This window comes from Marinobacter sp. P4B1 (assembly GCF_001447135.1).
Classification (GTDB): Bacteria; Pseudomonadota; Gammaproteobacteria; order Pseudomonadales; family Oleiphilaceae; genus Marinobacter; species Marinobacter vinifirmus.
Genome location: NZ_LLXM01000015.1, coordinates 682022 through 708135, shown reverse-complemented (window position 1 = coordinate 708135; position 26114 = coordinate 682022). Strand labels below are relative to the sequence as shown.

General features: G+C 59.8%; 19 protein-coding genes. 18 read left to right on the top strand and 1 reads right to left on the bottom strand.

Going from position 1 to position 26114, the window contains the following annotated elements; all coding sequences use genetic code 11:
- Nucleotides 1-17: 17 nt before the first annotated feature.
- From tagH to AQ621_RS14780, 18 genes are all read left to right on the top strand, one after another.
- Nucleotides 18-1193 (top strand): type VI secretion system-associated FHA domain protein TagH, encoded by a 1176-nt coding sequence (tagH, locus tag AQ621_RS14865; protein WP_058342066.1) that lies wholly within the window; start codon nt 18-20, stop codon nt 1191-1193.
- Nucleotides 1193-1726 (top strand): type VI secretion system lipoprotein TssJ, encoded by a 534-nt coding sequence (gene tssJ, locus AQ621_RS14860; protein WP_022988588.1) that lies wholly within the window; start codon nt 1193-1195, stop codon nt 1724-1726. The genes tagH and tssJ overlap by 1 nt, the downstream gene beginning before the upstream one ends.
- Entirely contained in the window at nt 1726-3060 is a 1335-nt protein-coding gene (gene tssK, locus AQ621_RS14855) for a type VI secretion system baseplate subunit TssK (protein ID WP_058342065.1), read from the top strand. Before tssJ ends, tssK begins: the two co-directional genes overlap by 1 nt.
- A gap of 3 nt (nt 3061-3063) precedes the next feature.
- Nucleotides 3064-3885: a type IVB secretion system protein IcmH/DotU gene (icmH, locus tag AQ621_RS14850; RefSeq protein WP_058342064.1), complete on the top strand. Its 822-nt coding sequence runs from the start codon at nt 3064-3066 to the stop codon at nt 3883-3885.
- Nucleotides 3851-6529 carry a type VI secretion system ATPase TssH gene (gene tssH, locus AQ621_RS14845; RefSeq protein ID WP_082641109.1) on the top strand — a complete coding sequence of 893 codons (2679 nt, stop codon included), beginning with the start codon at nt 3851-3853 and terminating at the stop codon, nt 6527-6529. Before icmH ends, tssH begins: the two co-directional genes overlap by 35 nt.
- 177 nt (nt 6530-6706) lie before the next feature.
- Nucleotides 6707-8272, top strand: coding sequence for a sigma-54 interaction domain-containing protein (locus AQ621_RS14840; protein WP_058342062.1), 1566 nt, complete (start codon nt 6707-6709; stop codon nt 8270-8272).
- Entirely contained in the window at nt 8269-8910 is a 642-nt protein-coding gene (vasI, locus tag AQ621_RS14835) for a type VI secretion system-associated protein VasI (RefSeq protein WP_058342061.1), read from the top strand. The genes AQ621_RS14840 and vasI overlap by 4 nt, the downstream gene beginning before the upstream one ends.
- 12 nt (nt 8911-8922) lie before the next feature.
- Entirely contained in the window at nt 8923-10368 is a 1446-nt protein-coding gene (gene tssA, locus AQ621_RS14830; RefSeq protein WP_058342060.1) for a type VI secretion system protein TssA, read from the top strand.
- Between the two features lie 24 nt (nt 10369-10392).
- The gene (gene tssM, locus AQ621_RS14825; protein ID WP_058342059.1) at nt 10393-13986 is read left to right on the top strand and encodes a type VI secretion system membrane subunit TssM; all 3594 of its coding nucleotides are present in this window, start codon (nt 10393-10395) and stop codon (nt 13984-13986) included.
- A 100-nt stretch (nt 13987-14086) separates the two neighbouring features.
- Nucleotides 14087-16171, top strand: coding sequence for a type VI secretion system Vgr family protein (locus AQ621_RS14820; RefSeq protein WP_058342058.1), 2085 nt, complete (start codon nt 14087-14089; stop codon nt 16169-16171).
- The gene (locus AQ621_RS14815; RefSeq protein WP_058342057.1) at nt 16164-17093 is read left to right on the top strand and encodes a DUF4123 domain-containing protein; all 930 of its coding nucleotides are present in this window, start codon (nt 16164-16166) and stop codon (nt 17091-17093) included. Before AQ621_RS14820 ends, AQ621_RS14815 begins: the two co-directional genes overlap by 8 nt.
- Nucleotides 17086-20532, top strand: coding sequence for a toxin VasX (locus tag AQ621_RS14810; protein WP_058342056.1), 3447 nt, complete (start codon nt 17086-17088; stop codon nt 20530-20532). The genes AQ621_RS14815 and AQ621_RS14810 overlap by 8 nt, the downstream gene beginning before the upstream one ends.
- 2 nt (nt 20533-20534) lie before the next feature.
- Entirely contained in the window at nt 20535-21848 is a 1314-nt protein-coding gene (locus AQ621_RS14805; protein ID WP_145840288.1) for a hypothetical protein, read from the top strand.
- A gap of 669 nt (nt 21849-22517) precedes the next feature.
- Nucleotides 22518-23048 (top strand): hypothetical protein, encoded by a 531-nt coding sequence (locus tag AQ621_RS17855; RefSeq protein ID WP_227508355.1) that lies wholly within the window; start codon nt 22518-22520, stop codon nt 23046-23048.
- Nucleotides 23049-23058: 10 nt separating this feature from the next.
- Complete coding sequence (locus AQ621_RS14795; RefSeq protein WP_227508354.1) at nt 23059-23544, top strand: DUF4124 domain-containing protein; 486 nt, start codon at nt 23059-23061, stop codon at nt 23542-23544.
- Between the two features lie 108 nt (nt 23545-23652).
- A complete protein-coding gene (locus tag AQ621_RS14790; protein WP_022988575.1) occupies nt 23653-23910 on the top strand; it encodes an HP1242/YdcH family protein in 258 nt (85 codons plus the stop codon).
- A gap of 65 nt (nt 23911-23975) precedes the next feature.
- The gene (locus AQ621_RS14785; RefSeq protein ID WP_022988574.1) at nt 23976-24413 is read left to right on the top strand and encodes a YtoQ family protein; all 438 of its coding nucleotides are present in this window, start codon (nt 23976-23978) and stop codon (nt 24411-24413) included.
- 52 nt (nt 24414-24465) lie between these two features.
- Entirely contained in the window at nt 24466-25356 is an 891-nt protein-coding gene (locus AQ621_RS14780; RefSeq protein ID WP_058342052.1) for a DNA ligase, read from the top strand.
- On the opposite strand, the gene AQ621_RS14775 is transcribed toward AQ621_RS14780, so the two are convergent.
- On the bottom strand, nt 25353-25946 hold the full coding sequence (locus AQ621_RS14775; protein ID WP_058342051.1) for an ATP-dependent zinc protease family protein: 594 nt from the start codon (nt 25944-25946) through the stop codon (nt 25353-25355). The genes AQ621_RS14780 and AQ621_RS14775 overlap by 4 nt on opposite strands.
- Between the last annotated feature and the right edge of the window lie 168 nt (nt 25947-26114).

Here is a 26114-nt window from a genome sequence, read left to right as displayed (position 1 = left end):
GGCAAGGAGCCAGACAGGTGTCAAACCGGACAGCAGCATTAACCCTGGTGATCATCAACCCGACCGAAACCGGCGGTGGTGCCAGCATTGAACACAAATTCAGTACCGGTGGCGGCTCTATCGGCACGGCCGCCAACGATACCTGGCGGTTGTCGCCCCATCGCACCGGCGCTGTAGCCGGCCATGCCGAGGTTCGTTACCTGGATGGCGGCTTCTGCCTGATCGACCGCAGCGGCCGAACCTACATCAACAGCAGTAGCCAGCCTGTTGGCCGGGGCCGCAGGGCGCGGCTGAATCATGGTGACACACTCACCATTGGCCGGTACCGGATGCGGGCAGAGCTCAATGGCGAGGCGGCCTTTAACAACGGGATGGAAGAAGACGCCGGCCAGCACAGGCAACTGGTGGATGTGGCCGAAGGCTCGTTGTTGCGGTCGGAATCCGGCCAGGCACTGCCGGATGGCCGCGAGCCTCTTGAGGGACTGCACACCCCGGCTGGGGAACCGATCAGCGAAGACCCGCTGGCTCCCTGGCCAAACACACAGGAGCGACAGGGCATGTCAGAGTCCACGGAACAGAGTCGGGAAGCCAAAGACACCAGCCGGAAACACATCAGCGGTGCCCCCCTGATGCGCGGTATGGAAGCCGAGATTGATTTTGCCGACAGCGATGAAATGCGCCTGTTTCTGGAAGAGGCCGGCCAGACCCTGAAAGCCACGGTCGAAGGCCTGCTGGCTTTGCATCAGGGCGAGGATTCCCGCCACCGGGCCCTGCGCACCCGCCTGCAGCCGATTGAGGACAATCCGCTGCGCCTGGGTGATGACTATGCGGGCACCATGCAGACCCTGTTTGCGGCCGAGCGCAGCCCGGTGCACCTGTCTGCCCCGGCCGCTGTTCGCGAAAGCCTGGAGAGCCTGAACCATCACCAGCAGGCTACCCGGGAAGCCATTCGGGAAGCGCTGGAAGCGATCCTTTACGCCTTCTCACCGGAGGCCCTGTTGCGCCGGTTCCACGGTTACCGCCGTGGCCTGCAAGACAACGAAGACGAAGGCCGCTGGGCCTGGAACATGTACCAACACTATTACCGCGAACTCAGATCCAGTCGTCAGCAGGGTTTCGAGCGCCTCTTCCAGGAGGTGTTCGACCAGGCTTATGACCAGCATCTGCGCCAACTACAGAGGGAGAATGTTTGATGAAGTACTGCAAATGGAGCTTGCTGGCGGTTGTTATGTTAATGGTGGGGTGCAGCACCCCGTACAACGCGGTGACCAAGACCGCCAAGGTGCTGTGGGATCCCGACATTCCCGTGGGCTATCCGGAAGACCTGCCCAGCCGCGTGGACCTGACCATGCTGGCGGAACCGAATGTAAACCCGAACGAATCCCTGGCGCCCACGCCCATCGCGTTCCAGATCATCGAGTTGCGGGACAGCTCGCTGCTGATGGCCGGTGATTTCGACCAGCTGCTGACCGACCTGGAAGATTCCCTGGGCCGCAACTATGTGGACCACAGCGATTACACCCTGGTGCCGGGCCAGTTCAAGTTTGTGGAGCCGTTCGAAATCAGCAAGGACACCCGGTTTATCGCTGTGATCGCATTTTATGCTTACCCCAACCTGTCCCAGTGGAAAAAGGTGGTCAGGGTGGACCCCATTGGCGGCCGCTACCACCTGCTGGTCAACCTGCGCGAGCGGGAAGTGAAACTGACACGTTCGGATGAAAGCTGATGGCAGTCACCAACCGAGTGGTCTGGAGTGACGGGCTGTTCATCAAACCCCAGCATTTCCAGCAGCAACAAAGATACCTGGAACACCAGATTAACGAGCGGGCGCTGGCGGTGTCTGACTACCTGTATGGCTTCAGTGACCTGGAACTGAACGCCGAGTACCTGAGCTTTGGCCGGGTCGGGCTGGTGCGGGCCTGCGGGCTGTTTCCGGACGGCACCCGGTTCAACCTGCCCCAGGACGACGTAATGCCGGAGCCCCTGGAAATCACCGATGCCTCGGTGGCCAACCAGGTGGTGTTCCTGGCACTGCCCCTGGGCAGCGATACCCTGGCAGAAGTGGAATGGCCGGATGCCCCGGTCGCCGGCCGGTTCCGGGCCCAGGCTGTAGAAATCCGCGACCTGCATTCGGTGGATGGCGATGCCCACAGCATCGATGTGGGCCGGGTGGCGCCGCGGTTGATGCTGGAGCGGGAAGACCGCAGTGCCTACGCCAGCCTTGCCGTTGGCCGGATCCTGGAAAAGCGCCCGGATGGCAGCCTGGTGATGGATCCGAACTTCCTGCCCACCATGCTCAGTGTGCGTTCCGCGCCCCGGCTTCAGCGGTTTGTCGGAGAGATGGCCGGGCTGATGCAGGAGCGGGCCCGCAACATCGCCGAACGCGTGGGTGCGCCGGGGCAGGGTGGTGTGGCGGATGTGTCGGACTTCATGCTGTTGCAGATGCTGAACCGTGCCCACCCCCGGTTTATGCACCTGGCACGGCTGCGCCAGTTGCATCCGGAGCGGCTGTATGAGGTGTTGCTGGAGCTCTGCGGCGAGCTGGTGACCTTCACCGACGAAAGCCGGTTGCCAAGGGAGTTCACCCCTTACGACCACGACCTGCCAGTGGGGTGTTTCAGCCCGCTGATGCAGATTCTGCGGCAGGCCCTGAGTACCGTTCTGGAGCCGCGTGCCTTGTCGATCGCCCTGCAGCAGCGCCAGTACGGCCTGACAGTGGCCCCGGTCCAGGATGGCCAGCTGATCAGGGATGCCGAGTTCATCCTGGCGGTGAAGGCCGACATGCCGCTGGACGACCTGCGCAAACAGTTTGTGCAGCAGTGCAAGGTGGCCTCGGTGGAGAAAATCCGCGATCTCATCAGCTTGCAGCTGCCCGGCATTCCGCTGTCCGCCTTGCCGGTGGCACCGCGCCAGCTGCCGTATCACGCCGGTTTCGTGTACTTCCGGCTGGACGACCAGAGCCAGGCCTGGCAGATGCTCGACAACGCCAGCGGCTTTGCCTTCCACGTGGCCGGCAGTTACCCGGGGCTGGAAATGCAATTCTGGGCAATCAGGAGCTAGATCATGACAGATGCACCGGTAATGGACAGACCGCGCAGCACCAGGGATTCGGGTGATCGTGCATTCAGTGACCTTCTGTTTGCCGACAACGACAGCCCGGGTTCCCGCAATGACTTTGCCAACAGCGGATTCCAGCTGCGAGGGCAGGAAGAAAACCGCCTGATCGACGCGGCGACACCTCTGCTGGGGCTGGTTATCCGGGTTCGCCGGCTGGCGGATTTCCGGGATGTGGAAAGCCTGTACCAGCAGGTAACCGACGAAGTGGCGGCCATCGACCGTGAACTGGTGGAGCAGGGCTACGAACGCCCCACGGTGGTGGCATACCGCTATGTGCTGTGCGCATTTATTGATGAAGCGGTGCTGGGCACCGACTGGGGCGCCCACAGTGTGTGGTCACAACACTCCCTGTTGTCCCGTTTCCACAACGAAACCTGGGGTGGTGAGAAGGTGTTCGCCATCCTGGCCCGGATGGAAAAAGAGCCGGAACGCTACCGGGACATGCTGGGTTTCATCTACCTGTGCCTGTGCCTGGGTTTTGAGGGCCGTTACAAGGTGATGGAAAACGGCCGGGATGAATACGAGAAGATTGTCCGGGGCCTGTACGAACAGCTGCGGGAACTGCGCGGTGATAGGGAACCCCGTCCGCTGGCCGATGCCTCGGCAAACCTGGCCCCTGCCCGTAACCGGTTGCGCACCGGGTTGCCCGCCTGGCTGATCGGGGGGGTGTTTGTGGTGGCCATGGCCGGGATTTATCACCTGTACAACATTGCGCTGAACGAACGCATCAGGGATGTGCTCAGCGTACTGGACCAACTACCGAAATAAGGACATCACTGTGATTCGGGTAGAACTGCCGGCGCTGATCGGGCGCCTCAACGACATTTCACGCCAGGCCCTGGAAGCCTCCGCCGCCCTGTGTATCAGCCGTCAGGGCGCCGAGATTACCCCGGCGCACCTGCTGTTCAAGCTGCTGGAAACACCGTTTTCTGACGTGCGCCAGATCCTGGAACACACCGGCATCAACCACCAGCAGCTGCAACCGCTGGTGGGCGACAGCCTGAACGGCGAACCGCAGACCGCCGAGCCGTATCCCTCGTTCTCGCCGCTGCTGGTGGAGCTGCTGCAGGATGCCTGGTTGTTGGCCTCCACCGAACTGGGCCACACCGAACTGCGCTCCGGTGCCGTGTTCCTGGCCCTGCTGATGAACGCCGACCGCTACCTGATGCCCCGGGTGGCCCAGGCCCTGGTGGACATAAACCGGGAACAGCTGCGTAAGCAGTTTGACCGGGTAACCGAAGGCTCCGTTGAGCGCCCGCAACTGACCGAAAACGGCGCGGCCAGGCCTGTGGCGGATGCCGACATGGACCCGCTCAAGCGTTATGCCACCGACTTCACCAAGCTGGCCCGGGAACAAAAGCTGGACCCGGTGGTGTGCCGGGATGCCGAAATCGACCAGATGATCGACATCCTCTGCCGCCGCCGCAAGAACAACCCCATCGTGGTGGGCGACGCCGGCGTGGGCAAAAGCGCCCTGGTGGAAGGCCTGGCCCTGCGGATTGTGAACGGCGACGTACCGGACCGCCTGAAAACCGTTGAACTCTGGACCCTGGACATGGGCGCCCTGCAGGCCGGAGCTTCCGTTAAAGGTGAGTTTGAGAAGCGCTTGAAGGGCGTGATCGAAGCCGTGAAAGGTTCTGTTACGCCAATCATCCTGTTCATCGACGAAGCCCACACCCTGATTGGCGCCGGCAACAGCGAAGGCGGCTCCGACGCTGCCAACCTGCTCAAGCCAGCCCTGGCCCGGGGCGAGCTTCGCACCATCGCCGCCACCACCTGGCGCGAATACAAGAAATACTTCGAGAAAGACCCGGCCCTCAGCCGCCGCTTCCAGCCGGTTGCCCTGGACGAGCCGACCCCGGGCGAAGCCGTGCACATCCTTCGCGGCCTGCGTACCGTCTACGAAAAAGCCCACCAGGTACTGGTCGCCGACAGCGCCCTGAAAGCCGCCTCGGAAATGTCTGCCCGCTACCTGGCGGGCCGGCAGCTGCCGGACAAAGCCATCGACGTACTGGATACCGCCTGCGCCCGGGTCAGCCTGAACCTGAGCACCCCGCCACGGCGCCTGAGCCACGTGCGCAGTGAGTTGCACCAGCTGGCCATGGAGCAGGACCTGCTGAGCCGGGAACACACCCTGGGCCAGAACGTCGACAGCGAGAGGGAACAGGAACTTGAGCAATGCATTGCCGACCTGACCGCCGAATCCGAAGCCCTGGAGCATAGCTGGAACGACCAGCGCGAACTGGTAGCCCGACTGGTCGAAATCCGCGAACAGCTGCTGACCGGTGAACAGCCTGGGGCAGAAGCAGATGAAAACGCTGCTGATCTGGAAACCGAAGAGCGCCCGGACCTGAAAAGCGAAGCCGCCGCCATCGAACAGGAACTGGCCGAGCTGCAAGCTGATGAACCCTTGGTCCATGCCCGCGTGGACGCTCGCCAGGTGGCCGAAGTCATCGCCGACTGGACCGGTATCCCGGTCAACCGCATGACCACCGACGAACTGGAAAAAATCACCCACTTGCCGGCCTACCTGCAGGCACATATCAAAGGCCAGGACACGGCCATCGACTGCCTGCACCAACACCTGCTCACCGCCCGCGCCGACCTGCGCCGGCCGGGCCGCCCCATGGGCGCCTTCCTGCTGGTCGGCCCCAGCGGCGTTGGTAAAACCGAAACCGTGGTGCAATTGGCTGAACTGCTCTACGGCGGCCGCCAGTTCCTCACCACCATCAACATGTCCGAATACCAGGAGAAACACACCGTCTCCCGCCTGATAGGCTCACCCCCTGGCTACGTCGGATTCGGCGAAGGCGGCATCCTCACCGAAGCCATCCGCCAGAAGCCTTATTCCGTGGTGCTGCTCGACGAAGTCGAAAAAGCCCACCCGGAAGTTCTCAACCTGTTCTACCAGGCCTTCGACAAAGGCGAACTGGCGGACGGCGAAGGCCGGTTGATCGACTGCAAAAACGTCGTCTTCTTCCTCACCTCCAACCTCGGCTACCAGACCATCGTCAACCACGCCGAAGCACCGGAAAAGATCGAAGAAGCCCTGTACCCGGAACTGGCCAACTTCTTCAAACCCGCGCTGCTGGCACGAATGGAAGTGGTGCCCTACCTGCCGCTGGGCGAAGACACCCTCAACCGCATAGTCGGCGACAAACTCCAGCGCCTGGCCGAGCAGATCAAAGCCCGTTACCACACCGAGGTGGAGCTGGAAGGCGGCCTGGTAGAAGCCATCCGCAGCCGCGCCACCCGAAGCGAAAACGGTGCAAGGATGCTGGAGTCGATCATCGAAGGCGAATTGCTGCCACCGGTATCCCTGGCACTGCTGGAGAAGCTGGCGGCCAGGGAGCCGGTGACCAAGGTCACTCTGGGTGTGACCGACAACAAGTTCACAGGCGTCGTTGCCTGACGTCTAACTCGAACGGAGCGTAGCCTGCGGGGTGGCTTTCCAAAACCCTGCGGAGCCATGGATGGCGGAGCGGAGCGTACAAGGATGTATTCACAGCGTGTTTTGGAAAGCCACCCCGCAGGATGCGCGGGCGACGATCTCCTAAGTAATTATTCCGGGATGGAAAGCATGGGAAGGATGCAGAAGGAACTGCACACCGGCATAGACCTGGCGGTGGCACTCATCAAACAGGATACCCTGCCGGCGCTGTTGAACACCGCCACCCGCCAACTCGAAAACGCCTTCGGGCTCAGCAAATGCTGGGCACTGGAACTCGACCTCAGCGGCCGAACCCTCCACTGCGGCAAACTGGATGAAGCGGGCGAATTCGATTGCAACGACTTCAGCCACCCCTTCGCCCACGTGCTGCAAACCGGTCAGCCCCGGGAGCTCACCCGCGCCGCCAGCTACCGCCTGGACCATGCCGGCTTCCAGAACCTCCTGGAACTCAGTGGGCGCCCGAGAAGTTTCTGGTTGGAACCGTTAAAAGGCACAGATGGCCGCACGCTTGGCATGCTCGTACTGTGTGGCGACCACCCGGACTGGCAAGGCATCATCAGCCAGCCCCTGTACGCCGGCATCAAACAACTGTTGGTGCACCAGTGGATCAGCCAGCTGCAAACCCGCGACCAGGTGTGGCAGCGGCGCATGCTCAAACGTTCCCTGGACCACCTGCACGACGCCGAAACCCTGCGCCAGCGCTGCAACCAACTGGCCCACACACTTGTGGGTAACTCCGAAGCCATGGTTAACCTGCGGGCGCAGGTGGTACGTGCCGCCGGCAGCCAGCTGTCGGTGCTGATCCAGGGCGAAACCGGCTGCGGCAAAGACGTAGTGGCCCGGGGCATCCATGACATGTCTGACCGGGCCAACGGCCCCATGGTGGTGGTCAACTGTGCCGCCATCCCGGACAGCTTGCTGGAAAGCGAACTGTTCGGTCACAACAAGGGTGCCTTCTCCGGTGCGGACCAGCCCAAGGAAGGCCTGCTGGCCCGGGCCAACGGCGGCACCCTGTTCCTGGATGAAATCGGCGACATGCCCATGGCCTTGCAATCGAAACTGCTGCGGGTACTGGAAAGCCGCCAGTTCCGCCCCCTGGGTGCCCGGGATGAACAGCACTCCGATTTCCGGTTGGTAGCAGCAACCCATCAGCCCCTTCAGGAAGGCATCGAAGATGGCCGCTTTCGCCGGGACCTGTTCTACCGCCTCAGCCAGTTCCCGCTGCGGGTCAACCCCCTGCGGGAGCGCACTGAAGACCTGGAAGCCCTGAGCCGGCATTTCATCCGCCTGTATACCGAGCGTGAAGGCAGCGGCCCTTTGGGTATCAGCAGCCACGCCCTGCACACGCTGGCCGGTTACAACTTCCCCGGTAACGTGCGGGAACTGCGCAACATCGTGGAACTGGCCTGCCTGCAAACCCCCGCCGGTGACGATATCCAGCCCGATGTACTGCGCCTGGATGATCTGTTTGCCGAACCCGGCCAGCCCCTGACGGCAAGCGTGGAGCCCAAAACCGTGCCGGGGGTGCCGGGAGTCGACGACATCCGCGACCTGAAAGCGGCCTCCCAGGCCTTTGAAGCCGCCATCATCCGTGACCGCCTGCGCCAGTACGGCGGCAACCGTGCCCAGGCGGCCGAAAGCCTGGGTTTGCCGAAGCGCACCCTGGCCCATAAATGTCTGAAGTATCAGGTAACTGACCTATGACCCTGAAAGACCCTGTTCGAACTGGCCTGCTGGCCCTGGCCATGCTGTGTGCCAGCAGCCATGGCGTCGCCGATCCGCGCCTGACCGCGGCCGAGGCCTGCACTGAAGAAGCCAACCGGCTGGAGCGGCTGGCCTGTTTTGACGAGGTTTTTGCCACACCGCTGGCCCTTTATCAGCCGGGTGCCGGAGAGCCTCGGGTGAACCGCTCCGAACGCTGGCGTCAGGCCTTTGCCCTGGCTGGTAAGGGCGATGCCTCCGGGGTGATTTACCGGAACACCGGGGCAACCGCCGGGCACCTGGTCACCGTGACCGCCCTGGGAGCAAAGCCCCCGCGCCCGGTACTGACCCTGCAATGCCACAACAACATCACCGAACTTGCGGTCATGCTGCCGGAGCCGATTAACCGGGAGCGGGTCAATGTGGCCCTGAGTGCTGAACGCGCCTGGTGGCGGGTGCGGGATGAAGGGCTGGTGGTCAGTGCTGGCCGTGGCCTGCCCGCTATTCGCACCGTTTTGGCCATGGTTCGGGAGCCGGATACCCGGGTTCAGGCCGATGTGGCAGAGCTGGATGGTCTGTTGTTTGACCTCACCGGCTACGCGGAGGCCATCAAGCCTTTGCGTCAGGCCTGTGGCTGGTAAGGGAGCAATGTGATGCAGGTGATCGAACAACATCCGTACGTAGACCAGGTGCTTGGCGCTATCCCGGGTGAGTCTGCCGTGGGTGAAAGCCTGGCCGAGGACAGCGCACTGGAGTTTCTGGAAGACGAAGTAATGAAGGTGGGTTCGCTGGCCCACAACGATATCGACTGGAACAAAGTGGAAAGCGTGGCGCTGCAGCTGCTGGCGGACCGCAGCAAGGATATCAAGGTGCTCGGGTTTCTGATGGTGAGCCTGCAGCGGGGTGGGGACGGCGAACGCTTTGTGCTGTCTCTGTATCTGCTGCACCGGGTGCTGGACGACTGGTGGGAAACAGCGTGGCCTTACCCCGGAGCAAAGGGCCAGAGGGCCCGGAAAATGCTGTTCACCCAGATACTGCAGCGCGCCCTGAAACCGGTGGAAAGCCTGGTGTTTGATGCCAGTGCCGGCGATGGCCGGCAGTTCTGCCTGGACCTGATCACCCGGCTGGATGACCAGGCCCGGGCGCGGGATTTGCCGGATGAAGTTCTGTTTGACTTCAAACGTACTGTAGAGAAACTGCCCCGGCAGGATCAGCCCACCGGTAGCCAGAGCGCAACAGAACCCGCTTCGACGCCGGCGGGCACGAACCAGGGCCCGGCAAGTCCTAAACCTGCAGGTTCAGCGACGACACCGGCAGCTCTGGGCAACCTCACCCTGGACCCCGGTAATGAACGGGCCACCCGCCAGAGCCTGCTGAAAGTGGCCGAACTGCTGACCGGCACCGAGCCGGACAATCCCCTGGGTTACCGGATGCGCCGCCATGCCATCTGGCAAAGCATTACCAGCCTGCCACCGACCCGGGATGGCAAGCGCACCGACCTGGCCGCCGTGAGTGCCGACCGGGTGTCGGAATACCGGGAAGCACTGGAGAAAACGCCTGACAACGAACTCTGGCAGCGCATTGAACAAAGCCTGTCGGTAAGCCCGTTCTGGCTCGACGGCCACTGGTTGAGCGCCCGGGTAGCCGCCGCCCTTGGCCACGGCGACTGCGCCGAGGCCATCCGGGAAGCCTTGAAAGCGTTTGTCGAACGTTTGCCGCAACTGGCGGAACTCACGTTTAACGACGGCACCCCGTTCCTCAGTGACCAGGCCGCCGACTGGCTGCACACCACGCCGGTTTCCGCCAAGGGTGGTGGCGGTGGGGCCAATGCCTGGGAGCAGGCCCTGGACAGCGCGCTGGAGCTGGCGGGGCAGAATAAGCTGGCTTCGGCCATGGAGCTTCTGGAGCAGGGACTGGCGGAGGCAAGGGAACCGAGGGAGCGCTTCTACTGGCGCCTGGCCAGTGCCCGCTTGCTGAAAGAAACCGGCCTGAAAACCATGGCTGGCGAACACCTGCAGGACCTGAAAAACCAGGTTCAGGGGCTGGTCCTGGAAGACTGGGAACCGGGCCTGATCAAACAACTGGAACGACTGGCGTAACGCCCGCACGCATCTAACGCAGGAATGGAAACCATGTGGAGAAAAGCATTACTCATTGGTCGTTGGCTTCTGCCATACATTCGTAACGCCGCCCCGGTCACCCTGGTACTGGGCGTGGTTGCCTTGCTGGTGGCCACCTGGTGGCTGGGGCCAAGGCTGGAAATCCACGGTGAATACCCGCTGATGGCCTGGCAGATGCGGGCGCTGGTTACCCTTGGGGTCATTCTTCTGGTTGTGGTGTTCTGGGGCATGGCCCTGGCGCGCCGGCTGGGCAAGGTCAACAAGGCCAAGGCCGAAGAACAGCAGGAACAGGAAGATCCTGTCCTGCCCATGGAGCGCCGGCAGCAGCGTTTGCTTGACCGCCAGTTACAGGCCCTGAAGAGCAACCTGCCGGGCCGCAAGGGACTTTACCGCTTGCCCTGGTACCTGGTGATGGGGCTGGAAGGTGCCGGCAAAACCAGCCTGATTCAGCGGGCAGGGCAGACTTACACCCTGACCAACGTCACCCGTAACAATCGTGGTGACCGCAATCCGTTCAGCTTTGACTGGTGGATTGGTGACAACGGTGTACTGATCGACCCGGACGGTGAACTGCTGAGCCAGAACCAGGGTGAGGGCGCCACCGGTGAGATCCAGAACCGGCTGTGGAACCACTTTATCGGCTGGCTGGAGCGCAGCCGGCCTCAGCGCCCGCTGAACGGCGTGATCCTGGCCGTGGACCTGGCGCGCCTGAGCACCGCCAGCGACCAGCAACGGGAAGCCCATGCCATCCTGCTGCGCACACGGCTGCGGGAACTGATGGAGCAGCTGGGGTCACGGCTGCCGGTGTATGTCACTTTCACCAAAATGGACCTGATGTACGGCTTTGCGCCCTTTGTTCGAACCCTGTCGAAAGCCGAGAAGGAAAAAGCCCTGGGCTTTACCTTCCGGCTGGAGAGCCAGCAGGACCATGATCACTGGCTGGAGCAGTTTGCGGACAGCTACAGTGAGATGGTGGAGGAGTTGTCCCAACGCCTGCCGGACGTGCTGGCGAACACCCGGGATAACGAGGAACGGGCAGCGGCCTATTCCTTTACCCGCCAGCTGGCTGGCCTGAAACCGACCATGGAACAGTTCCTGGCCGACCTGTTGTCAGCCGATGCCTTCTCCACTCCGGCACTGGTGCGCGGTACTTTCTTTACCTCGGTTCTGCAGGAAGGCGTGCCCGAAGATGCCTTTGTCTCTGCCGCTGCCCGTAACTACCAGGTAACCGGCCCGATTCAGCCGGCCCAGCGGGGCGGGCAGTCAGCCAGCCTGTTCACCCGCAACCTGTTTCCCGACATCGTTTACCGGGAGGCCGGGCTGGCCGGCGATAACCGTAAGGTTGTCAGCAAGCGCCGGCGCAAGGTGGCGTTTGCCGCCATGGTTGCCCTGTGCGCCGGTGCCGGTGTAACCGCCGGCTGGCAGCATTACTTCATCAAGAACGCCGAGGCGGCTGCCCAGGTGAAAACCCGGGTGAACTCGTTCATCAACGACTGGCAACCGGTGGGTTATGAGCCGGACAGCACCGGTCGCAACCTGCTGCAGCCCCTGGATCAGCTGCGGGAAGCCACCCTGGCGTTCGGTGATTACCGCAAGGAATGGCCGCTGGTTACCGATATGGGCCTGTATCAGGGCCACAAAGTCGGCCCGGAAGTGGATGCCGCCTACCTGGATATGCTGGCCTACCAGTACCTTCCGGCCCTGATGTTCGGCGTGATGGAAGAAATGGGCCGTGCGCCGGATGACAGCACTGAGCGGCTGGAACACCTTCGGGTGCTTCGTATGCTCTACGATGCCAGCGGTCGCCGCAGTGACCTTGTCTCCGGCTATATGCGCGAATACTGGCAGTCCCGGTTCCCGGGCCAGCGGGATGTACAGAACCGGCTGTATGGCCACCTGCAGTACGCCATGGCCCACACCGACCTGGCCGGCATGGCTGCCGACGGCGACCAGACCGCCGCCATGGCCCTGGCGCCCTTCCGCAGCAGTGTGCAGTGGGCGCAGCACGAGCTGGGCCGCATCAGTACGCCCGATCGCGTTTACCGTGACCTGGAAGTGGAAGCCGGCCGGGAATTCCAGGCCCCGCTGGAGCTGGCCCGCAGCTCAGGCCCCGCCTTCACCACCGTGTTCACCCGGCTGGATGCCTACGGCGAACCGCTGGGCGATGAGTTGCCGGGCACGGAAGATCCACTTTCCATTCCGGCCCTACTGACCCGTGACGGCCTGGAGAAGTGGTTCCTGGGCAAGTCCGGTTCTGTAACCGAGCTGGCGCTGGTGGATGCCTGGGTACTGGGCCGCCGCAACGATGTGGACTTCAGCAAGGCGGATGAAGCAGAACTGCTGGCCAGCCTGCAAACCCTTTACGCAGAGAATTACGCAGACGCCTGGCGTACGGCTATCAGCCGGGTGGACATCCACCGGTTTGAAGACCTGAACCACGGTGTGCGCATGCTGGAAAGCCTGACCAGCGGCCACCAGCCCCTGACTCGCTTGTTGGCCCAGGTACAGAACAACACCCGCCTGATTCCTGTGGGCGAAGGGGAAGCCGAGGCCACCCGCAAGTTGCTGGAACAGTCGCCCCACTACCGCATGCTGCAGGATATTGAGCGGCAGTTCTCGGACCTGAACCGCCTGTCGGACAAGCAGGGCGAACAGCCTTCGGGGCTGGAAGAAATCATGCTGGTGGTCGGCGAGTTGCACGAGTACCTGCGCAACATCCAGGAGTCTCCGGATGCCGGCAAGGCCTCCCTGGCGGCGGCCCGGGCCCGCATGGGTCTGCAGGGGGCGGATCCGATCTTCACCCTGCAGCGCATGGCCAACCACCAGCCGGAACCGCTCAACCGGATATTGAACCGGCTGGCCTCGGAAAGCTGGCGGGTGGTGCTGGACCGGGCGGTGGCCCAGTTGGAGCGTGAGTGGTACCGGGAGGTTTACCAGCCGTTCCAGCAAAACCTGGCCCGGCATTATCCGTTCACAGCCGGTGCCGGCCGTGATGCCGCCCTGCAGGATTTTGAACGCTTCTTTGCTCCGGATGGCATTCTGGAAACCTTCTACAACCAGAACCTGAAGCTGTTCCTGGAAGATCATCCGGAGCACGTGGGCGACGCCCGCCGGGCCAGTCTGGTGCGGCGTGACGTGGTGTCGGCCCTGGATCGTGCCCGCCAGATCCGCCAGGCCTTTTTTACCCGCAGCGGTACACTGGATGTGGAATTTGCCCTGGAACCGTTGAACCTGACCAACAACAAACGCAGGGCGGTAGTGAACATCGACGGCCAGCTGGTGGAGTTCTCCCATGGCCCGCGCCAGAGCATACCGCTGGTATGGCCCAACACCCTGCGGGATTCGGTGGAAAGCCGTATTACCCTGGTGCCGGTTCAGGTTAACCGTTCGCCACGTAGCATCTCTGAAAGCGGCCCCTGGGCGCTGTTCCGGCTGCTGGATAAAGCAGAGATTGCCGGCGTGAGCAGTAACGCTGTCGACGTAAAATTCAACGTAGACGATGGCGCCATGCGTTATCGCCTGCATGCCGCCAGTAATACCAACCCGTTCACACAGCAGTTGCTTGCAGGGTACCGAATACCCCGCAGCTTGTATTAGACTATGGCCCGCGCCCGGGCCTGAACGCCCGGGCTGATCGCAGCCCGTACCCGGATGGTGTGGGTTTGAACAGACATGTTTTTCTTCAGGGACCGAAGTCATGCCCCAGGCAAGCGGATTGCAGTTCACCGCCCGTGTAGGCGAATTCCCCTCTGATCACTTTTCGGTAGTTGGCTTCGCGCTGACCGAGCAGCTGTCTTCCTTGTTTCATGGCCGCTTGCAGCTGGCCAGCACCGACCCGGATGTAGCCGCCGCCGATGTATTGGAACAACCGGTAGACCTGGTGGTTTGGCAGGATGGCCAGCCCCTGCGCCGCTTCACCGGTGTGGTGAACGAGTTTGTCCGTGGCAACACCGGCCACCGCCGCACCCGCTATGAAGTGGTCATCCAGCCGCCGCTGTGGCGCCTGGGCCTGATGCACAACAGCCGCATCTTCCAGGCCCAGGCCACGGATGCCATCGTGCGCATTCTGCTGGAAGAGCGGGGCATTGTGGATTCGGTGTTTGATCTGAAGCGCCCGCCGGCCGAACGGGAATACTGCGTTCAACACCGGGAAAGCGACCTGCAATTTCTGGAACGCCTGGCCGCTGAAGAAGGCTGGCACTACCGCTACCAGCACGGCAGCGTGGATGGCGACGAGCAACCAGCGTTAATCATTGCCGACCACCACGGCGATGCCCCGAAACTGGACCCGGTGCCCTGCAACACCCAGGCCGGCGGCAGCAGCAAACAAGCCTGCGTGTTCAGCTTCACCTACGAAGAGCGCATCAAAGCCGCCTCGGTCGCCATGAAGGACTACACCTTCAAAAACCCCGCTTACGCCCTGATGCACGAACAAAGCGCCGGCAGCCCGAACCACCGAGAAGACTATCAACACTACGACTACCCCGGTCGCTACAAGGCCGATGCCAGTGGCCAACCGTTCACCCAGGCCAGACTGGACGCCCTGAGAAACGACGCTTCCCTCGCCAAGGGCAAAAGCAACCGACCGGACTTCACCCCCGGTGCTAAAGTGGAACTGCAGGACCGCGACAGCCAGAGCCTGAACCGGGAATGGCTGATCACCGCCATCACCCACACCGGCAAACAGCCCCAGGCCCTGGAAGAAGAGGGTGGCAGCGAACCCACCAGCTACCACAACACCTTCAGTGCTATCCCGGCCGACAAAACCTGGCGCCCCCTGTGTAATCACAAACCCGTGATGGACGGCCCCCAGATGGCCATCGTCACCGGCCCCGAGGGTGAAGAGATCCACTGCGATCAGTACGGCCGGGTGAAAGTAAGATTCCCGTGGGACCGTTATTCGAAGAACGACGAACACGCAAGCGCCTGGCTGCGCGTGGCCCAGGGCTGGGCCGGTGGTCAATACGGTTTCATGGCCCTGCCCAGAATCGGCCACGAAGTGATAGTCAGCTTCCTGGACGGCGACCCGGACCAGCCGATTATCACCGGCCGTACCTACCACGCCACCAACACACCGCCCTACGCGCTGCCGGAACACAAAACCCGCACCACGTTAAAAACCAAAACCCATAAGGGTGAAGGCAGCAACGAACTGCGTTTTGAAGACGAAGCCGGTGAAGAACAGGTCTACGTTCATGCCCAGAAAGACCTGGACTTGCTCACGGAAAATAACCGTACCGAAGTCATCAAGAACGACAGCCACCTGACGGTCGAAAACAACCGCTTCAGCCACACCAAAGGTAACAGCCACCACACCGTAGATGGCGAGAAGCGCGAGCTGACAGGTAAAGACCACAGCTTCAACGTAAGCGGCACCCTTCACCTGAAAGCCGGCACCGCCTGGCTCAGTGATTCCGGCACCGAACTGCACATCAAGGCTGGCCAAAAAGCGGTGATCGAAGCCGGCGCCGAAATCACCCTGAAGGCCGGCGGCAGCTTCGTAAAGATCGACCCCAGCGGCGTGGCATTGGGTGGTGCGAGTATCAAGGTGAACGCCGGTGGTTCTGGTGGCAAAGGCAGTGGGCAGAAGGTGCAGGTGCCGGAGCGGCCAGGGTTGGTGGATGCCGGTGGCGCGTATACCGAGCCTGCTGTGCTGGCCACAGTCGGACAGAGGACCAATGCGCAACCGGATGCCCAGATGCGTGCGCTGCAGGAAGGCAAAGCCCTGACCACCATTTGCCAGTCAGAAGAGAACACATCGGGAGATGGGTCCGATGTTTGATGTTTTCGACGCACCTTCACAAACCATCGCTCAGCTTCAGGACATGCATTTCAATTATGTCCTGATTGATGGCAGCAAACGCGCAGAGGCGGAACGCTGGCTGTACGAGCTTGTTGACACTCCGGACTATCGCAATCTGTTTGATGGCACTGAATGGGCATCGATTCGCGATGTTGCACCGTTGCTGGTGCGCACCGACCGGGGCCACGCGTTGTTGGAACAACTGTCTCTGGAAGGCAAAGCACAAGAGTGGGGTTACGCGATTGCCAGCGATGAATCGTTGGATGCGTTAGCTGATCATCTACGCCGGTTTGTCACGGTACGCCACCCCTTGGGCTACAACGTCATGTTGCGGTTCGCCGACCCCACCGTCGCAAGGATCCTGCTGGCTTCTTCCGGTGATGGTGGGGTGCCCGAATACTGGTCTCCGTATACTGCGGTAAAACTCCCGGACGCGTTATGGGATGGCTGGCACCTTCAAATACGCCCGGATTGGTTACCGGAGGTTGGCGTTGGACGGAACGTGGAGAGTAGTGCGTCATTTCGACTGGGAGAACTCACCCTCAGCGGTTTAACGGACACTGATCGACGCGCAACGTTGGTCAAATTGGTGCAGCACCTTGAGACCTATTTCCCGAGTAGAGTGGCGTCAAACGTAAGGCAGGCTTTGATAAAGGATATTCGGACCATCATGGAGCAGGCGTTGGCCAATGGCTATGAATCGCTACAGGCCTTGCTCCACTGGTGTACCGTATACGGTTATCTGGGAGAGCTGTCGCTATGGGAAGCAGCAGCCCCTGGCATTTATGACCTTTTTCATCGGTGGCCAGGAACGGCCGCAGAAGCCCAGGCCAGAGAAGCGGCGATGATCGCCATGTCCTCTGCTGGAGCCCAAGTGCAAGGAGAGCCGATTCATGGGTAAGCAACTTACTAACCCCATAGCAGCCGCCGACCGCGCAAGCCTGGCAAGCACCACGGCTCAGGGTGCCTGCCCTTTGACCCGTGCGGATATTCAGTTGATCCCGGTACGATACGCTTATGCCGATGAGGCGGCGGAACACCCCTCATTGGAGCCGCGGTTCAACCTCGAATTTCAGCCGATTGGCATTCGCCAGATACGGGATGGCTACCTGTACCTGTTCCATTCGGATGCGCCTGACATTCTGCATGAATACGAAGTCAAAGACGGCGGCGCGGTCACCAAACGTTTATGGCAAGGTAATGAAGCCTCTCAGGATCAGCGTACCGGAACCCCCGATACACCAGCTATCGTGGTGCCGCGCCGTGGGCATGTCGATGTGTTTTTCTCGTCCACGCAGCTGACCGCGAAAAAGTGCAGCATGCTTATTAGCTGGGAAGATTACCGTAAACAGGTGATGCAGCGGGTGAGATTGTCGGGTTATTGCCCCATCAACGGCAAGCCCCAGCTATTGAGCCAGGCAAGTCTGGAATCGCTACTGACCCACCCGGACACGCAAACTGTGCCCATGGATGGGAAAACCCATTTACCCTCCTGGTACTGGGCCCAAAATACACTGGATACCGGCTCTGAACCGTTCGCCCATCGATTGGCGGCTTATGATCTGGACCATGCGTACATCGTGGTTGATGATTTTATGGGCCACATTGACGACCTGTTGGATGCCTGGGCCATTGTGGATACCAACCATAACGCATGGTTGGAGGCAGAGGACGCGAAATACTATCCTGCGCGCTTCATCAGCGATCTGATTCGATTGGATGACGACCGAGTCGCTGAGTTGGCCCGCGCGTTTTCGGAGCAGGTCGAAGATGAAGATGCCAAGGCATTGTTTGAAAAGGTTGCTGTGGGGAGCCGCGACCAACATGTTCAGTTGAAGGAACTGATCGAAGACTTCCCGGAATATCAGCAAAGCGCCCGAAAAGTCGCCGGCCCCAGCACCTATAGCTATATGCCGTCCGACCATGAGCGGGTCACCAGAGTGCGTAACGCAGCTGACGCGCTGGCAACAGACATGGGACTGTCGCAGCGCGAATTGTTCAGTATCGTCGAGTCCATGTCGGACTATCAGTCCAACCTTGTTGACGGCTCCGATTTCGCTGGTGAGCAAGGCATTGCTGACCTGGTGAAGCTTGACGACATGAATGCCTATCTGGAACAGGCGCAGCAACACCTGTCGAAATTCTCCGAAGAGAAACGACGCATCGTCACGGATATCCAATCTTTGTTGTCCACCTTCTACCTTCATGGTCATCTGTATGACCGGAAAAGCGAAGACAGCTACATGGCGCTGCTGAAAATGGACAACGGTCTGATTGCAGTGCTCACGGAGTGGGCACAAGCATCGGGTGATTTTTCATTCCTGAAGCAATTCTACTTTGAGGAGATCGGGCATCAGCATCTGATCTCGCTGGATCTGAAACCCGAGATCATCCCCGGCACGTTAAAAGATGTAATTGACGGCCTGAAATCCATTATGGACGCCAAGCAAGCTCCGGCGGCATACAAGGAATGGGTTCAGCTGGTTGAGCGGAGCCCTCATTTGCAATTTCCATCTCTTTCAGAGGGCGCTGCCGCACAACTCAGCCACCATTTGGCCCAGCTCAACATTGCCGGGCGATTGGCGGTATTCGAGTTGGTTCAAGCGGCGGATGCCGCCGATTTGCATGGCCGTCTAAGGCAAGTGTTTGAGCGCATGGATCCTGGCCTGCGGGCCCACGTCTTCGAGAACCAGAGGCTGTACCAGATTGATCTGGAGATTGCCGATGCTGACAGCCTTACCAGGCATGAATCTCTCGTGAAGGAAATCGAACGGCTGGCCAAATTGCGTGAGGAGGTTTTGGAGCAGGAAAACCGCCTTCAGCAGCGGCATAGCGAGGCCAGTACCCGAGACCGTCGCCGATATAAACGAGAGTACGACGAACAGATCCGAGCCATCCGAGCTCAAAAGCAAGATCTGACCAATCAGCTCCGTGAGCGAGGTTTTCAACTAATGGATACGTCCCCGGTTGAGGGGGATAACCACAGCGGAGCTCTCCTGATTGCTGGGTTGACCAGGACCGCCTACGGCCGTGCCGTGCAATCTGAAGTTGATGAACTGAAGCGCTTGAGAGAGCGGGGTGGGCTTACCCGCATGATGGATTATGGTCGGGGTATCTTGACCTCTGGGCAAGACAGGCTGGATATGCCGAAACGCATTGGCGGCATGGGATTGGTGTCGTTTATGGGATTGGTTGGGGCTGTTGGGGCTTGGGATGCTTTCAATAAATGGGATAAAGAAGGAGATTGGGGCGAATTCTGGTCGTTTGCCAGTGGCGCCGCGGGAACGGTGGGTGCAGCGGCCAGTATTCTGACTATCGTCGGCAGTGCCCGCCTGAATTATTACTACCAGGCCATCTCCCAGGCGGATGAAGTGCTCACGCGACTGGCCAGAGTAAATGTATGGGGGGGCACCATTGCGGCTTGGGCGGGGTTCTTTTCGGCGCTGGCTGACGGCGCCAAACAATTCCTTGAACTAATCAGTCCGAAGAGCGATAACGGCGTTCGTTTTGGAACTGGAATTACCCTCGCTGGTGATGCACTGATCGCTGGCGGAAGTTGGCGAATGGCCCGAACTGGGTCAGCCGGTATTATCCACGTTATCCGCAAAACCTCCGTCGATATCACCTGGAAATCGGTAAACCATGGAATGTTGTCGTTAGCGGGTGGTTTGGTTAGGGGGGTGAATGCTTACCTTTGGGTTGGCACGGGCTTGGTATTCTTAGGCAATTGGGTACAAAGCTATTATAAACGCACAGACGTGCAGCGCTGGTGTGAGCAGAGTGCCTGGGGCAATGACGCCAAGGGTTGGGATACGGATCAGCAGCGCCACGAACTGGCCAAGGTCATTTACCAACCCACTCTGTCAGTGAGGGCAGAACAAGCCGCCTTGGATGGGCGCACGAGCTACTGCGCATTCCGGATCGAATTACCGGGACTGAGTTCGCTGGAAGCGGATAACATGGAATGGGCGATCCTGCGGCAGGAAGGGACGGCCTGGGACCCAGACCACGACTACTGGAATCAGGCTATTACTACCGAGAGCATGGGCGCGGCGGGCGTTGCCCTGGAGCTGTCCCTGACCGGAGCCGACCTGGATACGGCCGATGGGTTCTATTTAGCCTTCCGCTACAAGGCAGCCAATTCCCCTACCTGGTTGCCAGAGACAGACAAGGCGTACCACTACAGGCTGACCTTGCACGAGCACGGTAATTTGCCGATGGTCGGAGCCAACGAAACTAAGCAATGGCAAGCCGTAACACCTCTGGAAACACCGGACACTTCATTGACCGCGTTGATTATCAAATATCATACCCTGATAAGTGACCCCACTAAGTCGTGACTATGACCAAAGACAACGAGAATCCGTCATCAACACAGACACCGCGTGAATCCGATTGGGAAGTCGGAGTGCGCCGTACCACCAGCGATGGTCGGTTACTGGCCCTGAGTCCGGAACCTTTAACGACAGGAGCGCGGGCGGTGGACGTGAATTCCTGGATTCGACGAAAAACCGAAGGGTGGCTGGATTTGCAGAATGGCAACCTGTTGTTTAGTGCAGAGTTTGCGTTGATGTTTTTTAGCCTCACTATTTTGGTGATGATAGGGGGGCTGGCTATGACGGTGGACTATTATCTGGGGCACAACGAATTGACGTGGATACCTTTGCTGGGTTTGGGTGGGATGAATTTGTTAATCACCATCCCCTGGGGACTTTACATGCATTTCCTGGGCAACAAAACAGTGAAAGAAACACCACCTGTAAGGTTTAATCGACAGCGCCGGGAAGTGGCCATGCCGCGCTGGACGGAAGGAAAGGAATACAAACTGCCATTTTGGAATGAAAGCGCAGAAGGATGGGCTTATGTGACGGTTGTATTCACCATTGTCGCTGTTTTTGCGCCATTTATGTTGGAGGATGCGACAGAAGAGTATCGCAATACGATAATAATGTGGGCCTTGGTTGTGCTTGCTATAGAGCTTTTAGTTATCGGCACCTACCTCTTCTTCGCCCTCCGCCTAAAGAAAAAACACGACCCCAAACTCGTCTACGAAATCTACCCCTGGGAAAAACTGGTCGCCTACATCGAAACCCGCCAGGACATCGGTCCCGGCTTGATGGCCACACACACGGTGCTCACCCTGGCGATTCCGAAGCCGGACGACCCGGAATCGGCCCTGGCCGCTGCCAGCATCAACGTCGGCCATGAAGCAGCCGGCCTGGCCCAGTGGGAGTGTATTCGCCAGTTTATGGAAAACGGCCCCGAGGCCTGCCCGGATCCGAAAGAGGACGAAACCCTGGCCCACTACAAAGCCAAGTGCAGACAAGCCCGCAAAGAGATGTCCCTGTTGCCCTGGCTGAGCAAGAAGGTGGGCGACTGGTTCTTCCAGCGTTACCTGGCTCACATCATCACCGAACGCCGCATCAAGACCCTGGCTCTGAAGAGCCTGCCAGAGGAACTGAAAGCCTGGTCCGCGCCTTTGCCCAAGGAACAGTGGACCAAACCATCCGAGGCACTATTGAGCCTGAATCAACAGCTCGCTCGTGCTTACGAACGTGGCCTGAAGTTTACCCAGATGGGGCCAGTGTCCGAATGGCAGGCAGTGCGTGAGGAGAAGCAGCAACAAAAGCGGGGGAGAGGGCGTTTTCGGGCCTGAGTTTCGCCCTAAACGAATCCATAAATCTTTATGTCCATTGCCACCAAGAATCCGTCACTCGCTCAGTCATCATCTGAACCAAACTGGGAAGCCGGGTGGCGATCCGGATTTTGAATCAGATAAGCTGCTCTTCTGGGCGAGTCAGAAGACTCACGGTACAAGCTAGACTGGAAGGATTCTATGAGTAACGCTGCCTCGCTTCAGTACGAAGACACCGCGTATCGTGGCAACAGAAAAAGCCCTGAACCTATTGCGCCATCTGGACAAAGTAAACTGTTCATAAATGGCTGGACCCAGGGTGGCCGGCCGCTTGCGAAAAGCAGCCGCTCTGGTGTTTTTCCACCCAAGGCTTTGGAAACCTGGTCGCCCGAAGTCATGGTGGAAGAGGATAATCTCAGGCGCCAGTTCGAGCAAGAAGCTGCCGAAGGCGGAGAGCCCTATAATCCAGCAGGCTGGATCAATGGGGGCAGCATAAGATATGCCACGCTTCCCAGGATCAGTTGGGCCCTGCTTTGGATGCGCCATGGTGGGCGATTCGCATCTACCTGGTTATTGGTGCCATTCATCCTAGCTATGTTGATGATGTGGTTTGAATTGGGAGCAAAAACTGAGTGGAGCACTTTCTGGTGGGAAGCTGTTTTTCCGTTCGTTGGTTATTTTTATCTACCGATGGCCATGTGTTGGGGGATCGGCTACCTCGTTGAAAAATACTTCCCCCACATCATCTACCGCCGCCCCAAAGGCCCCAAATGGGAGCTGAATCGTCGCACCGGCATGGTGACCCTCTACTACGATCCGGACACGGATGAGCGGGCAGGTGAGATCAGTGCCCAGGCGCCCTTCGATGAATGGGATGGTTACCTGGTTACCTTGCCGGATCGTCAGGGCAACCTCTGGTATCGACTGAACCTGGTACACAAAACTGAAGAGTGGGCCTTACCCCTGAACCAGTTGATGCCAGCCACCACTAACCGGGAAGACGTTCTGGCGTTCTGGCTGCTGATTTGCCGGTACATGGATGTCACCCAGCCACTGCCGGATATTCCGCTGTTTGAATCCTTCCGTCACCAGGATCCCCGCACGGTTCGCCATGACGAGAAAGCCGGTCGTAATCCCCGTTACTGGCGGGATATGAGCAAGCAGGAATACGAGCGGTTCAAGCAGGACAATCGACACAAACTGCACAACAACAAGTGGTGACAACTAACCTATGAATCATGAGCGAAACGCCAAATTCAGAACACTCACCATGCGCTGGTCCCTGCTGTTTTTTGTCGCCTTGTCTGCACTCCCGGCAGCCCACGCTGCCGTCTACCAATGGACAGACGCCAATGGCCAAACCCATTTCGGCGATCGCCCACCGGCGCAGGCGAGTTCCAGTGAAGTACGCGTGAATGCTGCCCCTGCACAGGCCGATACTGCCGCCCGTGAGCGGCATCAGAAAATGACGGAGTTCGTGAACCAGCAACAGCAGGAGCGGGAGGCGAGACAAGCGGCAGAAGCGAAGGCCCGGATGCAGGCCGAGCGACAATCAGAGGCCTGCCGTAAGCTTCACGCCCGCCTGAAGCATATGGAAAGTATCTCCACCTTCTACAACCTCAATGATAAAGGGGAGCGGGTGTTTGTCTCCGAAAAACAGAACCTGCAGATACGAGACCGGTTCCGGGCCAGTGTGCGCGAAAAATGCGGTGGCTAATCGCATCTTACGGCCGATGGCCCTCGGGTTGACGTTGATCAAGAGCGCTCTCAAGCCATAGGCATACAGTGAACTTAGGCACCAACAAAACCCAGGAGAACACTAGGAATGACCATCGAAAAGCATGATCTGTTGCACGAGCTTCCCGAGTCCAAGGAAGCCATTCACCAACTGAAAACCAGCAACAGCCACTTTGCCAAGCTGTTTGACGAGTACCATGATCTCGACCACGAGGTTCACCGCATCGAAACCGGTGTTGAGAACACATCAGACGAGTATCTGGAAGAGCAGAAGAAAAAACGCCTGCACCTGAAGGATCAGCTTTACACCATGATTCGTGAGCATGAGGCTTCCGTCGCGGGCTGATACCTACATTAAAGCCGGCCTGTAGGTTAGACTGACCGGCTTTAATTCAGCTTAAGGAGCCCAAAATGATCTGGACCGTATACCTTTCCGGCGAAATCCATACCGACTGGCGTGAGCAGATTGCTGCGGGTGCCGAGGCGGCCGGCCTGCCGGTTGAGTTCACCTCTGCCAATACCGACCACGAATCCAGCGACGCTGCGGGCGATTTCCTGGGCAAGCCGGAGAGCAACTTCTGGCGTGATCACCAGTCTTCCAAGGTGAACGCCATCCGCACCAAAACCCTGATTGAACAGTGCGACCTGGCGGTTATCCGTTTTGGCGACAAGTACAAGCAGTGGAACGCGGCCTTCGACGCCGGCTACTGTGCCGCCATGGGCACGCCATACATCACGCTGCATGATGAAGATATCGTGCACCCGCTCAAGGAAGTAGATGCAGCTGCCATGGCTTGGGCACAAACGCCGGAGCAGGTGGTTGAGCTGCTGAAGTACGTAACGGCCTGAGCAAAGAGTTTTTCGGAATACCTTCAACAGGATGTAAAAAGGGCAAAGGAACATGCCACTCTTCACGACCGGCAGTGTCAGGGCAGCAGCCCTGGCACTCAGCCTGCTTTTTCTTTCGTTACTTGCCACTTATCCGCCTCAGGCTAATGCGGGGCCTCCGGCCATTCCCCTGGCGAATGTCTATCACCCGGGTGTAAACCTCGAGGATTACTGGGTCAGTGAAAAGCTGGACGGTGTCCGGGCTTATTGGGATGGCGAGAAGCTCTGGTCCCGGGGCGGGCATGTGTATGCGGCGCCACATTGGTTTACGGCACAGTTTCCACGGCACCCCCTGGATGGTGAGCTCTGGAGTGGTCGCGGGCGCTTTGCCGAGCTTTCCGGTGTGGTGCGCAAGGCTCAGCCGGTGGACGAGGAATGGCGTCAGGTGAGGTTTCATGTGTTTGACCTGCCGCTGCCGGACACCGTGTTCGAGCGGCGTTACCGGCAGTTGAAGCAGCTTGTTGAAGGTTCTGGTTCACCGTACCTGGCCATGGTGGTGCAGCGCCCGGTCGCCAGCCATCCTGAACTGATGGCAGAGCTTGAACAGGTCGTGGCTGCCGGTGCGGAAGGCCTGATGCTCAAGCGCAGAAACAGCCGGTACCAGGCCGGCCGTTCAGATGATCTGCTCAAGGTAAAAACCCACGCAGATGCAGAGGCTGTAGTCACTGGCCACCTGCCGGGCAAGGGGAAGTACGAGGGGCTGATGGGATCGCTGGAAGTGGAGCTGGCCAATGGCCGCCGCTTTCGCCTTGGCACCGGCTTCAGTGATGTTGAGCGACACAATCCGCCGACTGTTGGCACGGTGATCACCTTCCGCTACCGGGGCGTCACGGCCACCGGCTTGCCCAGGTTTGCCAGCTTTCTACGAGTGCGAAATGATGAGCCGGAGGTGAGCCCCGATTAGGGCTCTACCGCCTTGCTGCTCTCGGCGAGCTCTTCCAGTGTGCTGTATTCACATTCCTGTTCGGCAACAAAGCTTCTGGCGGAATCGGTCAGGATGTTGTCATCCCGCATAAACCGGCGGCCCAGCAGTACCGGGTAGGCGAACTTGCCCCGGTCGGTGAGGGAAAACTGGGTTTCGTGCATCTTGCCGGCGATACAGAATTCCATTTTCACCACATGCCGGCGCTGGGAGGGTGCACCTTTGCGCTTGATCAGCACCGTGCGGTAAACCGGCCGCTCGAATTCCAGGATGACTTCGTCGTGTTCCAGCTCACCTTCGCTGGGCTGGTCTTCATGATCGCCCAGCGGGAGCTGGAAGCGCACCCATTCCTCGTTGTCTTTCTCGAAAGATTCCACGTTCACCGCATGCAGCGACGAGGTCTTGGCGCCGGTGTCCAGGCGCGCTTTCAGCCGGATGCCGGTTTCGCCCATCACCACCCATTCAATGAAACCGAGCACTTCCGGTTCGGCAGAGCTTTCTGGTTGGGGCTCGGCAAGGGCCGGGCTGGCTGAGAACAATAGGCTCGTCAGGGCGATGATGGCAAATCGCATAGGCTACTTCCTCTGGCTGCTCAGTGGACAACAGGCGCGCACGGCCGGTTTGGGTGGTACGGGCACAAAGACTAGCAGGATCAGGTGTCTGTCGCCCTTTCGAGCAGATTAACAAACGTTGAGCCACGGCACTCCGGTTTGCCCCGGGGCCGCATTCTGGCCCGAAAA